The 13,441-nt window shown below is 63.4% G+C and carries 12 protein-coding genes; 4 read left to right on the forward strand and 8 right to left on the reverse strand.

The window, feature by feature from the left end; translation table 11 throughout:
- Positions 1 to 176: 176 nt before the first annotated feature.
- The 4 genes from ABCV34_RS08655 to ABCV34_RS08670 all read left to right on the forward strand — a co-directional run bounded on the left by ABCV34_RS08655 (position 177) and on the right by ABCV34_RS08670 (position 5,494).
- Positions 177 to 1,022 (forward strand): SIS domain-containing protein, encoded by an 846-nt coding sequence (locus ABCV34_RS08655; protein ID WP_345795826.1) that lies wholly within the window; start codon positions 177 to 179, stop codon positions 1,020 to 1,022.
- 66 nt (positions 1,023 to 1,088) lie between these two features.
- The gene (gene mfd, locus ABCV34_RS08660) at positions 1,089 to 4,565 is read left to right on the forward strand and encodes a transcription-repair coupling factor (protein ID WP_345795827.1); all 3,477 of its coding nucleotides are present in this window, start codon (positions 1,089 to 1,091) and stop codon (positions 4,563 to 4,565) included.
- A gap of 336 nt (positions 4,566 to 4,901) precedes the next feature.
- Positions 4,902 to 5,162 carry a type II toxin-antitoxin system HicA family toxin gene (locus tag ABCV34_RS08665; RefSeq protein WP_345795828.1) on the forward strand — a complete coding sequence of 87 codons (261 nt, stop codon included), beginning with the start codon at positions 4,902 to 4,904 and terminating at the stop codon, positions 5,160 to 5,162.
- The gene (locus tag ABCV34_RS08670) at positions 5,159 to 5,494 is read left to right on the forward strand and encodes a type II toxin-antitoxin system HicB family antitoxin (protein ID WP_345795829.1); all 336 of its coding nucleotides are present in this window, start codon (positions 5,159 to 5,161) and stop codon (positions 5,492 to 5,494) included. The genes ABCV34_RS08665 and ABCV34_RS08670 overlap by 4 nt, the downstream gene beginning before the upstream one ends.
- 20 nt (positions 5,495 to 5,514) lie before the next feature.
- On the opposite strand, the gene serB is transcribed toward ABCV34_RS08670, so the two are convergent.
- From serB to nuoI, 8 genes are read right to left on the reverse strand one after another with little or no spacing between them, the layout of a single operon-like run.
- Positions 5,515 to 6,366, reverse strand: coding sequence for a phosphoserine phosphatase SerB (serB, locus tag ABCV34_RS08675; protein ID WP_345795830.1), 852 nt, complete (start codon positions 6,364 to 6,366; stop codon positions 5,515 to 5,517).
- 23 nt (positions 6,367 to 6,389) lie between these two features.
- A complete protein-coding gene (locus ABCV34_RS08680) occupies positions 6,390 to 6,935 on the reverse strand; it encodes a DUF2818 family protein (protein ID WP_345795831.1) in 546 nt (181 codons plus the stop codon).
- Between the two features lie 15 nt (positions 6,936 to 6,950).
- Positions 6,951 to 8,435: an NADH-quinone oxidoreductase subunit NuoN gene (gene nuoN, locus ABCV34_RS08685; RefSeq protein WP_345795832.1), complete on the reverse strand. Its 1,485-nt coding sequence runs from the start codon at positions 8,433 to 8,435 to the stop codon at positions 6,951 to 6,953.
- Positions 8,436 to 8,447: 12 nt separating this feature from the next.
- Positions 8,448 to 9,935 (reverse strand): NADH-quinone oxidoreductase subunit M, encoded by a 1,488-nt coding sequence (locus ABCV34_RS08690; RefSeq protein WP_345795833.1) that lies wholly within the window; start codon positions 9,933 to 9,935, stop codon positions 8,448 to 8,450.
- Between the two features lie 11 nt (positions 9,936 to 9,946).
- Positions 9,947 to 11,989: an NADH-quinone oxidoreductase subunit L gene (gene nuoL / locus ABCV34_RS08695; protein ID WP_345795834.1), complete on the reverse strand. Its 2,043-nt coding sequence runs from the start codon at positions 11,987 to 11,989 to the stop codon at positions 9,947 to 9,949.
- Positions 11,990 to 11,996: 7 nt separating this feature from the next.
- The gene (gene nuoK / locus ABCV34_RS08700; RefSeq protein ID WP_345798742.1) at positions 11,997 to 12,305 is read right to left on the reverse strand and encodes an NADH-quinone oxidoreductase subunit NuoK; all 309 of its coding nucleotides are present in this window, start codon (positions 12,303 to 12,305) and stop codon (positions 11,997 to 11,999) included.
- A complete protein-coding gene (locus ABCV34_RS08705) occupies positions 12,305 to 12,931 on the reverse strand; it encodes an NADH-quinone oxidoreductase subunit J (protein WP_345795835.1) in 627 nt (208 codons plus the stop codon). Before ABCV34_RS08705 ends, nuoK begins: the two co-directional genes overlap by 1 nt.
- A gap of 16 nt (positions 12,932 to 12,947) precedes the next feature.
- Positions 12,948 to 13,436 carry an NADH-quinone oxidoreductase subunit NuoI gene (gene nuoI, locus ABCV34_RS08710; RefSeq protein WP_345795836.1) on the reverse strand — a complete coding sequence of 163 codons (489 nt, stop codon included), beginning with the start codon at positions 13,434 to 13,436 and terminating at the stop codon, positions 12,948 to 12,950.
- Positions 13,437 to 13,441 lie beyond the last annotated feature (5 nt).

Here is a 13,441-nt window from a genome sequence, read left to right on the forward strand (position 1 = left end):
CGGGATGGCGTTGTCTCAACCGCAGTATACCGCATTGTTTATATAAACTACTTTTCATAGAATGAAACAGGTTTCATTCGTTATCATAGTAGTTTTACTACATTTCAGAATTCCGATGTCTTGCCGCACGGCACCGTTGCGCAGGCGGCACGCCCTTTATTTATACTAGAACCCCCATGAACGCCCCAATCCTTCCCGAGCTGCGCGCCCGCCTGCCCCATCTCAGCCGCGCGGCCACCCGCGTCGCACGGCTGGTCATTGCCCGCCCCGCCGATGCATCGCGCATGGCGATCAGCGAGGTCGCCCTGGCCGCGGAAGTCAGCGAACCCACCGTCATCCGGCTGTGCCGCGCGCTGGGCTGCGCCGGGTGGCCGGATTTCAAGATCCGGCTGGCCGCAAGCCTGATGAACGGCGTGCCGTACGTGCATTCCGCGCTGGACCCGGACGAAGGCATCGCTTCGCTCACGGGGAAAGTCTTCGACAACGCAATCTCGGCCCTGCTGCGGGTGCGCGACATGCTGGACCCTCGCCAGGTCGAGGCCGCCATCGACCGGCTGACGGCGGCGCGGCGCATCGAGTTCTACGGCATCGGGAATTCCGGCATCGTCGCAGCCGACGCCCAGCACAAGTTCTTCCGCTTCGATCTGTCGGTCGCCGCCTACGCCGACAGTCATACCCAGGGCATGGCGGCGTCCTTGCTGGGGCCCCGGGATGCACTGGTCGCCATCTCGCATTCCGGCCGTTCGCGCGAACTGCTCGAAGCCGTGGGGCTGGCCCGCGCCAACGGATGTCCGGTGATCGCCATCACGGCGTCGGATTCCCCGCTGGCCACACTCGCATCCATCCTGTTGCGCGCCGACACGCAGGAAGACACCGCGCTCTACAGCCCGATGATCTCGCGCCTGGCGCATCTGGCGATCATCGACGTGCTGGCCCTGGGGCTTGCCCTGAGGCGCGGCGACCAGGCCAGCCTGGTGCTGGCCAGAACCAAACAAAGCCTGGAAAACAAGCGTCAGCCCTGATCGCTCCCTCCCGACCGGGCCGCTCTCACCCGGATCCTTCCGCCGAACCGAATCCTGTCCGCATCAATGGAACACCCCGCCCCCACCCAAACGCCGCTGGCCCTGCCTTCCCTGGCCCCAACGCTGGCCGCCCTGAAACCCGGCCAGCGCTACGTCCAGCCGCGCCCGCCGGGGTCTGGCGACGCCCTGCTGCTGGCATCGCTGGCGCGCGCAGCGCGGCATCCGCTCGCGGCCTTCTGCGCCGACCCCCTGGCGGCGCAGCGTCTGGCCGACGAAGTCGCTCTGTTCGACCCGGATCTGCGCGTACGATTCCTGCCGGACTGGGAAACCCTGCCCTACGACAGCTTCTCGCCGCACCAGGATCTGATTTCCGAGCGCCTGCGCACCCTGCATGCCCTGGGCCAGGGCACCGTCGACATCCTGATCGTCCCGGTCACCACCGCGCTGGTACGCCTGGCCCCGCCCGGATTCCTGGCTGCCTATACATTCCAGTTCCGTCAGGGGGACGCGCTGGACGAAGAACGGCTGCGCGCGCAACTGACGCTGGCCAACTACAGCCATGTCACGCAGGTCGGCGCCCCGGGCGAATTCTGCATTCGTGGCGGGCTGATCGACCTGTTTCCCATGGGGTCGGCCCTGCCCTACCGGATCGACCTGTTCGACCGCGAAATCGAATCCATCCGCAGCTTCGACATCGACACCCAGCGCAGCCTGTACCCGGTGCGCGAGATCGAGCTGCTGCCCGGCCGCGAATTCCCCATGGACGAGGAGGCCCGCAACCGTTTTCGCGCCCGGTTCCGGGAACTGTTCGAAGGCGACCCGTCACGCGCGCTGCCTTACAAGGACATCGGCAATGGCATCGCCTTCGCCGGCATCGAATACTACCTGCCGCTGTTTTTCGAAAACACAGCCACCTTGTTCGACTACCTGCCGCCCGACACGATCGCGGTGACCCTGGGCGATGTATCGGCCGCCATTGCGCGCTTCACCCAGGACGCGCACAACCGCTGGCAGTTCCTGAAGGCGGACCCCGAACGGCCCGTGCTGCCGCTGGACATGCTGTTCCTGGACGATGAAGCCTTGCACGTCGGGCTGCGACAGCTCGCGCGCCTGGCCCTGGTCCACGACCAGGCCCATCCGGACTTCGCGGACTGCCCGGACGTGGCCGTCAACCGCCGCGCGGAAGACCCGCTCGCGGGCCTGCGCCGACACCTGGGCGCAAGCCCCCTGCGCACCGCGATCTGTGTGGATTCCGCCGGACGGCGCGAAACCATCGCCGAACTGCTGGCCGACTACCACCTCAAGCCCGACGCGACATTCGATACCTGGCAGGATTACCTGGACAGCGATGCCCGTTTCTCCTTGATCGTCGCCCCGCTGACAGGCGGGTTCCTGATGCCGCCTTCGGGGCTGGCGATCCTGACCGAGAACGATCTCTATCCGGCGCAGTCCGCCCGCCCCGCCCGCAACCGCCGGCGCGCGGAACGGCACAGCGACATCGACGCGATGGTGCGCGATCTGGCCGAACTGCACGTGGGCGACCCAGTGGTCCATGTGCAGCACGGCATCGGCCGGTACCGGGGATTGGTCAGCATGGATCTGGGAGACGGCCCCATCGAGCTGCTGCATCTGGAATATGCCCAGGAAGCCACGCTCTACGTACCGGTCTCCCAGTTGCATCTGATTGCCCGCTACAGCGGCGCGGATCCGGATCAGGCACCCTTGCATCCGCTGGGTTCCGGCCAATGGGAAAAGGCTCGCCGCAAAGCGGCGCGGCAGGCGCGCGATACGGCGGCGGAACTGCTGGCCCTGTATGCCCAGCGCGCCGCGCGCGAAGGCCTGCGCTTCCAGTTTCCGACGCGCGACTATCAGGCCTTCGCCGAAGGTTTCGGATTCGAGGAAACCCCGGACCAGGCCGAGGCCATCATGGCCGTCATCCAGGACATGACGTCGGGCCGCCCCATGGACCGGTTGGTGTGCGGCGACGTGGGTTTTGGCAAGACCGAAGTCGCCTTGCGCGCCGCCTTCCTGGCGGTCATGAACGGACGCCAGGTTGCGCTGCTGTGCCCGACCACGCTGCTGGCCGAACAGCATGCCCAGAACTTCGCCACCCGCTTTGCCGACTGGCCGGTCCGCATCGCGGAGCTCTCGCGTTTTCGCACGGGCAAGGAAACCGCCAAGGCGATCGAAGGGCTGGCCCAAGGAACCGTGGACATCGTCATCGGCACCCATAAGCTCCTGTCCAAGGACGTACGCTACAAACAACTGGGCCTGGTCATCATCGACGAGGAACACCGCTTCGGCGTGCGCCAGAAGGAATCCCTGAAAGCCCTGCGCGCCGAAGTCGACGTGCTGACCCTGACCGCCACCCCGATCCCGCGCACGCTGGGCATGTCGCTGGAAGGCATCCGCGATTTTTCCGTGATCGCCACGGCACCGCAAAAGCGCCTGGCCATCAAGACCTTCGTGCGCCGCGAAGACGGCAGCACAATTCGCGAAGCCATCCTGCGCGAACTGAAACGCGGCGGCCAGGTGTATTTCCTGCACAACGAAGTCGATACCATCCACAACCGCCGCGCGCGGCTCGAGGAACTGGTCCCGGAAGCCCGCATCGCCGTCGCCCATGGCCAGATGGGCGAGCGCGAACTGGAGGAAGTCATGAAAGGCTTCTACCAGCAACGCAGCAACGTGCTGCTGTGCACCACCATCATCGAGACCGGCATCGATATCCCGTCGGCCAACACCATCATCATCCACCGCGCCGACAAGCTCGGCCTGGCGCAACTGCACCAGTTGCGCGGTCGCGTCGGGCGGTCCCACCATCAGGCCTACGCCTATCTGCTGACCCCCGGCGAGGACGCGATCACCGCGAACGCAAAAAAACGCCTGGAAGCCATCCAGTCCATGGAAGAACTGGGCGCCGGGTTCTTCCTGGCCATGCACGACCTGGAGATCCGCGGCAGCGGCGAGGTCCTGGGCGAGTCGCAGTCCGGCAACATCCAGGAAATCGGCTACAGCCTGTACAACGACATGCTGGCCGCCGCCGTGCGCGCGCTGAAGTCCGGAGAAGAACCCGACCTGGACAGCCCGTTCAGCGCGCAATGCGAGGTCAATCTGCATGCCCCCGCGCTGCTGCCTTCGGATTACTGCGCCGACGTACAGGCCCGCCTGGGGCTGTACAAGCGCCTATCCCACGCCGCGGACGCCGAGGCGCTGACCCTGATCCAGGAAGAACTCATCGACCGCTACGGCAAGCTGCCGGAGGCCGGGCAGACCCTGCTGTCCCTGCACCGTCTGCGCCTGCTGGCCGAGTCCCTGGGCGTCATCAAGATCGACGCGGGCGAATCCCAAGCTTCGATCCAGTTCTCCGCCCAACCGAAGGTCGAACCGCTGCGCGTCATCGAACTGGTCCAGCAGGACCGGCAGGTCCGCCTGAATGGATCCGACCGGCTGAAGATCACCTTCGGCGGTGCCGTGGACGTGCCCGGGCGGGTCCAGAAACTGCGCGGGCTGCTGCAGCGCCTGGGCGGTGTCACGGCGTAAACCTTCGCAGACCCGACCACATCATCCGCCCGGGTGAAGTAGCGGTCGTCAGGGCTGGGATGATGATCCGTGGCGCGATAGTAGGTATGCGTCCGGGCGCGTTCGGCCTCCAGATGGCTCCTCAATTGCGACGGCAGGCCAAGGAGACAGGAGATTGTGCGGGAAGGAAGTGGCGCAAGGCATGGTGAACAGGCAGGACACGGTCGACGATCGGCCGATCGGACCACCGTGACAGTTTTATCACAGCCAAACACCCTTGCACGACCCAGGACCCTATCATGGATGAAAGCTCGACGGAACCTCACGTCTCGACTTTCAATACTAATTATTAGTATCATGACACTGAAAGCCAAAAACCAGAAAATCCTCGCACTGATTTTTTCCCACCCGACGCCAGCAGGACTGAAATGGAATGATGCCGCTGGACTCATGGCCGAACTCGGTGCGACGATCACACAGCGCGAAGGGTCTCGTATCGCGGTGTTTTTGTTCGACCAGGTCCGGGTCTTTCATCGACCTCACCCGTCTCCTGACATGGACAAGGCTGCGGTTGCATCCTTACGACGCTGGCTGGAGGAAAACGGAGTCAAGCCGTGAAGAACATCATGATCATCGACGGACATCAGGCTGTCATCGAATATGACTCGGAACTGGAGATGTTCCGGGGAGAATTCATTGGCCTCAATGGCGGGGCGGATTTCTATGCGTCAGACATCCCCGGACTTCATCGGGAAGGCGCAACATCACTGCGCATTTTCCTGGAGGAATGCGCCAGGCACGGGGTCAAACCCACGCGGAATTTCTCAGGGCGGTTTGTCCTGCGGGTGCCGCCCGAAATCCACCAGGCAGCCACCACCGCTGCAGCCGCCCATGGCGAAAGCCTGAATCAGTGGGTTGTCGCTCTGATCAAAGAAGCTGTCCAGGCGTAAACTTCAAGCTCAAAACCCAGTCAATGCTGCCGCCGGAACCAGTTCAGCACGGCATCCAGCGGGCTGACGTCCAGTGCGAACCGGGCCTGGGCCCGCACCACCGGCTTGGCCCGGTAGGCCACGGAATAATAGGCCTGCGCCATCATCGGCAGGTCGTTCGATCCGTCGCCCAGCACGATGATCTGCTCGGGCGAGGCATCCAGCGATTGCGCCAGCGCCTGCAGATGACGCGCCTTGGCCGCGCCATCGACGATGTCGCCCAGCACCCGGCCCGTCAGCACGCCGTCCGCGACTTCCAGCGTATTGGCATGTGCCTCGTCCAGTGCCAGGCCCCGGCGCAGACGTTCGCTGAAGAAGGTGAACCCGCCCGACACCAGCAACGTCTTCAGACCATGCGCGCGGGCGGCTTCGATCAATTTTTCCGCACCCGGATTCAGCCGCAGACGCTGGATAAAGACCTGCTCCAGCGCCGATTCGGGCACGCCACGCAGCAGCGCCACCCGGCGCCGCAGGCTTTCGGAAAAATCCTTGATTTCGCCCCGCATGCTGGCTTCGGTGATGGCGGCGACCTCGGCCTTGCGCCCCACCGCGTCGGCGATCTCGTCGATGCACTCGATGTTGATCAAGGTGGAATCCATATCCATCGCCAGCACCTTGCAGTCCGACAGCCGATGCACCGATTCCAGCCAGGCGGCATCCACGTGCGCAGCCTGCGCCATGGCCATCACTTCGTCGCGGGCGGACGAATCCACATTCAGCAGGCGCATCGCCGTCGGAGCCAGTTCCTGCACGCCATCCGCGCAGGCGATCGCCGCCAGCCGTTCGATGTCCGCCGCCATCAGGCGCGGAGCCTGCAGGATGATGTGTGCCATGGTATTGATCTTCAACCGGCGCGTCAGTGCCGGCGCCGCTGCAGCAGATAACGCCAGACGAAGCCCGGATACGCCAGCACCAGAAACAGCGCCAGCGTCACGGCGTAGAATTCCCAGCCCTGGGGAAAGGCATTGCCCAGGTCGAGTTCCAGGGTGAACCCCAGTGAACCGATCAGCACATAACCCACGAGGACTTCGAGGAATCGATCGATGAACGGCTTGCCGGATGCCGAGGCCCGTGCCGACGCGGCACGCGCGGATCGGTCCGCGATCCAGCCCGGCGCGGACAACAACAGCGCCACCAGCGCAACGCTGACGATCAGTTTGATCACGAACAACAAGCTGCCGACGCCGCCGAACGCGCCGCCCACCAGCCGGATCGTACCCCACGACCACAAGCCCAGCAGCACCAGAAACCCCAGGCCGATGGCCCAGCGCAACGCGCCACCGAACGCACGCGTCGCCCGGCCCCAGGGCCAGGGCGCCAGCGGCCGGTCAACCAGAAACGGCAGATTGGCCAGCACCAGCGCGCCCAGAATCACCAACCAGGCGGCGACCGATAACATCATGATCCGAACCAGGCCTTAAAACACCAGCGACTGACGGATGACATCCACGCACAGTGCCATCAGACCGCCCGGCAGAATGCCCAGACCGATCACCAGCAGACCGTTGAGGGACATCACGCTGCGCGCCGCCACCGTGCCGGCGCCAAGCGTCACACCATCGTCCGGTTCGTCGAAGTAGGCCATCTTCACCACGCGCAGGTAGTAGAAGGCGCCGATCAGCGACATCATCACGGCGAATACCGCCAGCGTCACGTGGCCGGCGCCAATCAAGGCCTGCAACACCACGAGCTTGGCATAGAAACCCGACAGCGGCGGAATCCCGGCCAGCGAGAACATGGCGATCAACAGCACGCCCGCCAGCACCGGATTGCGGCGATTCAGGCCCTTCAGGTCGGCGATTTCCTCGCACTCGAAGCCCTGACGGGACATCAGCATGATCAGACCGAAAGTGGACAGCGTCGTCAGGACGTAGATGACGATGTAGAAGAGCGATGCGCCATAGGCGGCGGCACTGGCGCCAGCCTGTCCTTCGTAGACGCCCGACAACAGGCCCAGGAACACGAAACCCATGTGCGAGATCGTGGAATAGGCCAGCATGCGCTTGAAGTTGGTCTGCGCGATGGCCACGATGTTGCCGATCGCCAGCGACAGCGCCGCCATGATCAGCAGCATCGGCTGCCAGTCGATGGCGATGCCGTGCAGCGCTTCGATCAGCAGGCGCAGCGTGATGGCGAAGGCGGCGAATTTCGGCGCCGCGCCCACCAGCAGCGTGACCGTGGTCGGCGCGCCCTGATAGACGTCCGGCGTCCACATGTGGAACGGCGCGGCCGTCAGCTTGAACGCCAGGCCGGAGACGATGAACACCACACCGAACACCAGCGGCAGGCGCTGTGCCCCGCCGTCACGGATGACCTGGGCGATCTCGGCCAGCCCCAGCTGCCCCGTGGCGCCATAGATCATGGACATGCCGTAGAGCAGGATGCCGGATGCCAGACAGCCCAGCACGTAGTACTTCATGGCGGCCTCGACCGAGGCCAGATGATCGCGGCGCAGCGCCACCAGGGCGTACAGGGCGAAGGACATCAGTTCCACACCCAGGTACACCGTCAGCATGCTGCCGGCCGAGATCATGATGAACTCGCCCAGCAGCATCAGCAGCGTCAGGGAATAGAGCTCGCCGCCGCGCGTGACCATGTCGCGCTTTTCCGCATAGGCACGGCCGTAGATCAGAGTCACGCCTACCGCGATAGCCGACAGGATCTTCAGGAAGTGCCCGAGGGAATCCGCGACATACAGGTCGCTGAAGGTACGGCCGTGAACCTGGTTGGCCCATTGGTTCCAGGACACCACCACGGCGACCAGTACGGTGCCCATGGTCAGCATGAAGGTCATGCGACGGTTGGGATCGTTACCGAACCCATCGATCAGCAGAACCGCCCCGGTGAGCACCAGCAGCACGATCTCGGGGGTCGCCAGCGCGAAGTCGAAAAGATTTTGCATCGTCATTCCGGTCTACAGTTTCGATTGAGCGACGTGATCCAGCAGCGCCTGCACCGAGGGATGCATCAGATCCGTGAAGAAGCTGGGATAGATCCCCATGAACAGCGTGAAGATCGCCAGCAGCCCCAGAATCAGGAACTCGCGGCTGCCGATGTCCTTCATGCCGTCGACCTGCTCGTTGGCCACAGGGCCGAAGGCCACGCGTTTGAGCATCCACAGCGAATAGCTGGCGCCCCAGATCAGCGCGGATGCCGCCAGCAGGCCGATCCAGAAGTTGTACTGCACGGCGCCCAGGATGACGGTGAATTCGCCCACAAAGCCGCTGGTGCCCGGCAGGCCGGCGTTAGCCATGGAAAACAGCACGAAATACGTCACGAAGCGCGGCATGCGGTTGATGATCCCGCCGTAGGCGTCGATGCGGCGCGTGTGCAGGCGATCGTACATGACCCCGATGCACATGAACATCGCGCCCGACACGAAGCCGTGCGACAGCATCTGGATGATGGAGCCTTCCAGGCCGGTGACGTTGAAGATGAAGAAACCCAGCGTCACGAAGCCCATGTGCGCCACGGACGAATACGCCACGAGCTTCTTCATGTCGTCCTGAACGATGGCGACCAGGCCGATGTAGATCACCGCCACCAGCGACAGGGCAATCATCACCCCGGCCAGGCTGTGGGAGGCGTCCGGCGCGATCGGCAACGAGAAGCGCAGGAAGGCATAGGCGCCAAGCTTCAGCATGACGGCCGCCAGCACGATGGAGCCGCCCGTGGGGGCCTCGACGTGGGCGTCCGGCAGCCAGGTGTGGATCGGCCACATCGGGATCTTCACGGCAAACGCGGCAAACAGCGCGATGAAGATGAACATCTGCTCGGTGTAGCTCAGGGGCATGCGCTGCCAGGTCGCCACGTCGAAGGAACCGCCCGCCGCGTGCCACAGATAGATGAAGGCGATCAGCGTCAGCAGCGAACCCGCCAGCGTGTAGAGGAAGAACTTGAAGGCGGCGTAGACCCGGTTCGGCCCGCCCCAGGCGCCGATGATGATGTACATCGGGATCAGGGTGGCTTCGAAGAACACGTAGAACAGCATGCCGTCGAGCGCGCAGAACACGCCGACCATCAGGCCCGACAGAATCAGGAAGGCCGCGTTGTACTGCGCCACGCGGGACTTGATGACTTCCCAGCCGGCCAGGATCACGATGATGGTGATGAAGGCCGTCAGCAGCACGAACCAGATCGCGATGCCGTCGATGCCCAGATGGTAGTTCAGGTTGAACGCTTCGATCCACGGCGTGTTTTCCACGAACTGCATGTCCGCCGTCTTCGGGTTGAAGCCCGTGTAGAGGGGCAGCGTCACCAGCAGGCCCGCGATGGAACCCACCAGAGACAGCACCCGTGCCGGCCCCGGATTGTCGTCCCGGCCGATCAGCAGCACCAGCAACCCGAAAACAATCGGGACGAAGATCGACAGGGTCAGCCAGGGGAGTGTAGAGGACGCCATTTCGCTAGCCATCAATGAACCATCAAGACGAAGAATGTGAGAAACACCATGATGCCGATGATCATGGCGAAGGCGTAATGATAGATGTAGCCGGACTGCAGCAAGCGCACTGTCGCCGACGCGGCACCGACCATGCGGGCGCCGCCGTTGACGATGATGCCGTCGATGAGACCGCGATCACCGCCCTGCCACAGGCCGCGGCCCAGGGCGCGAACCAACCGCGCGATGACGTTCTCGTTGAACCAGTCGAAATAGTACTTGTTGTCCAACAGACGATAGATGGGCGCAAAGGTGCGCGCCAGCGCCGCCGGCACTGCGGGGTTGATCAGCCAGCAATACCAGGCCACCACGAAACCGGCCAGCAGAAGCATGAACGGCGTCGCGGTCAGGCCATGCAGGCCGAAGCCGACCCAGCCGTGCCATTCCTCGGCCAGAGCGGCCATGGCGGGGTGCTGTGCCAGCACGGTGATCGACCGGCCGAAATAGCCGTCAAAGAGCAGCGGATCGACGAACCAGACACCCGCCACGACGGACATGAAAGCCAGGATCACCAGAGGCAGCGTGACGACCCACGGGGATTCCTTGGGCTTGGCGCCATGCAGCGAATGGATGGTCGGGCCGTCGCCGTGGCTGGCCCAATGCCCGCCTTCGTGCCCGTGATCGTGACCATGGCCGTCATGATCCGCATAGCGTTCCTTGCCATGGAAGACCAGGAAGACCAAGCGGAAGGAATACAGCGAAGTCACGAACACGCCCGACAGGGTCATGATGTAGGCGAAATGCGCACCCGGGATGTTGGCGGCCTCGGCGGCGGCAATGATGCTTTCTTTTGAATAGAAACCCGAGAAGAAGGGCGTGCCCACCAGCGCCAGCGTGCCGATCAGCATCGTGATCCAGGTGATGGGCATGCGCTTCCAGAGGCCGCCCATGTGGCGCATGTCCTGATCGTGCATCATGCCCATGATGACCGAGCCGGACCCCAGGAACAGCAGTGCCTTGAAGAAGGCATGCGTCATCAAGTGGAAGATCGCCACCGAGTAGGCCGAGGCGCCCAGCGCCACCACCATGTAGCCCAGCTGCGAGAGCGTGGAATAGGCGACGACGCGTTTGATGTCGTTCTGCACCACGCCCAGGATGCCCAGGAACAACGCGCCGAAGGCGCCGATCACCATCACGACCGACAGAGCCGTCTGCGTCAGTTCGTAGACCGGCGAGAAACGCGCGACCATGAAGATCCCGGCCGTCACCATGGTGGCGGCGTGGATCAGTGCGGAAATCGGGGTCGGGCCTTCCATGGAATCCGGCAGCCAGACGTGCAGCGGCGCCTGCGCGGATTTCGCCATCGCGCCCACGAACAGGCACAGACAGGCGACGGTCAGCATCTGCCAGTCGGTACCCGGGAAGACAATGGTGCCCAGCTTGTCGGCCTGGGAAAAGACTTCACCGTAATGCAGGCTGCCCGAGTAGGCGTACAGCAGGCCGATTCCCAGCACGAAGCCGAAGTCGCCCACCCGGTTGACGATGAAGGCCTTCAGGTTGGCGAAAACCGCCGAGGGCTTGGAATAATAGAAACCGATCAGAAGATAGGACACCAGGCCCACGGCTTCCCAGCCGAAGAACAGCTGCATCATGTTGTTCGACATCACCAGCATCAGCATGGAGAACGTGAACAGCGAGATATAGGAAAAGAACCGGTTGTAGCCCGGGTCGTCGGCCATGTAGCCGATGGTGTAGATGTGCACCATCAGCGACACGCCCGTCACCACCACCATCATCAGCGCCGACAGTTGATCGATCAGGAAGCCGACCTCGAACTTGAACGGACCGATCATGGACCAGGTGTAGATCGTGCCGTCGAAGGTCTGGCCGCCCAGCACCTGCTGCAGCACGATCAGCGAGCCGACGAAGGAAATCGCCACCCCCAGGATCGTCAGGCTGTGCGCGCCGCGCCGCCCGATCCAGGACCCCATGAAGCCGGTGGCGAAAAAACCCACCTGGACCGCCGTGACCAGCGGTGCCAGGGCGATCAACAAATAAAGACTTTGCGCGGTCATGACGCCCTTACCCCTTCAGCTGGTCGAGCTTGTCGACATTGATGGTGCTGATATTGCGGAACAGCAACACCAGGATGGCCAACCCGATGGCGGCTTCGGCGGCCGCCACCGTCAGCACGAAGAACACGAAGACCTGTCCGGCCGGGTTGCCGGACCAGATCGAAAAGGCCACGAAATTCATGTTGGCCGCCAGCAGGATCAGTTCGATCGACATCAACAGCACGATCAGGTTGCGCCGGTTCAGAAAGAAGCCGAACACGCCGATGGCGAACAGGATCGCGCCGACGATCAGGTAATGGCTCAGTCCGATTTGCATCATTTTTCGGCTCCTTCGGATTCGGCGGCAGGTGTGTCCACCACGGCCTGCATGTGCACCATGCGCACCCGGTCAGCCGGGTTGACGCGCACCTGTTTGCTTGGGGTGGTGCGTTTGTAGTCGGCCCGCTTGCGCATGGTCAGTGCGATCGCGGCAATCATGCCCACCAGCAGGATCAGGCCGCCGACCTGCACGGCATAGCTGAACTGCGTGTACATGGCGGTGCCCAGCGCCAGGGTATTGTCGAAATTGTCCGCGGGCGGCTGCAGCGCCGGCGCATGCCCCCAGGAGCGCAGCACGACGAACGCCATTTCCAGCACCATGATGCCGCCGATGGTCAGCCCCAACGGCAGATAGACTTTCAGCCCGGCTTTCAGGCCTTCGGGGCGCATATCCAGCATCATGACGACGAACAGGAACAGCACCATCACCGCCCCCACGTAGACGATGACGAGCACCAGCGAGAGGAATTCCGCCTGGATCAGCATCCACATCATGGACGCGGTGAAGAAGGTCAGAATCAGGTGCAGCACGCCGGTGACGGGGCTGGTGGACAAAATGACGCGAAACGCCGCGACAACCAGCACCAGGGCCAGCAGATAGAACAGGATTGAATCGAAACTCATGGTCGGTCTTCCGGCATCAACGATAAGGCGCGTCGGCGGCGCGGCGGGCCGCGATCTCCGACTCGTAGCGATCGCCCACGGCCAGCAGCATGTCCTTGGTGTAGTACAGGTCGCCGCGTTTTTCGCCGTGGTATTCAAGCAGGTGCGTTTCCACGATGGCGTCCGTCGGACAGGCCTCCTCGCAGAAACCGCAGAAGATGCACTTGGCCAGATCGATGTCGTAGCGCGTGGTGCGGCGGCTGCCGTCCTCGCGCTGATACGATTCGATGGTGATGGCCAGGGCCGGACAGACGGCTTCGCACAGTTTGCAGGCAATGCAGCGCTCTTCGCCGTTGGCATAGCGACGCTGCGCGTGCAGCCCGCGGAACCGCGGCGAGGCCGGCGTCTTTTCCATCGGGTAGCGCAGGGTGATCTTGCGCTTGAAGAAGTATTTGCCCGTCAGGCGCATGCCTTCGAACATTTCCTTCAGCATCAGGCTGCCGAAGAAATCCTTGATCGCTTCCATGTCGT

Source organism: Castellaniella sp. MT123 (assembly GCF_039614765.1).
GTDB lineage: Bacteria > Pseudomonadota > Gammaproteobacteria > Burkholderiales > Burkholderiaceae_B > Castellaniella.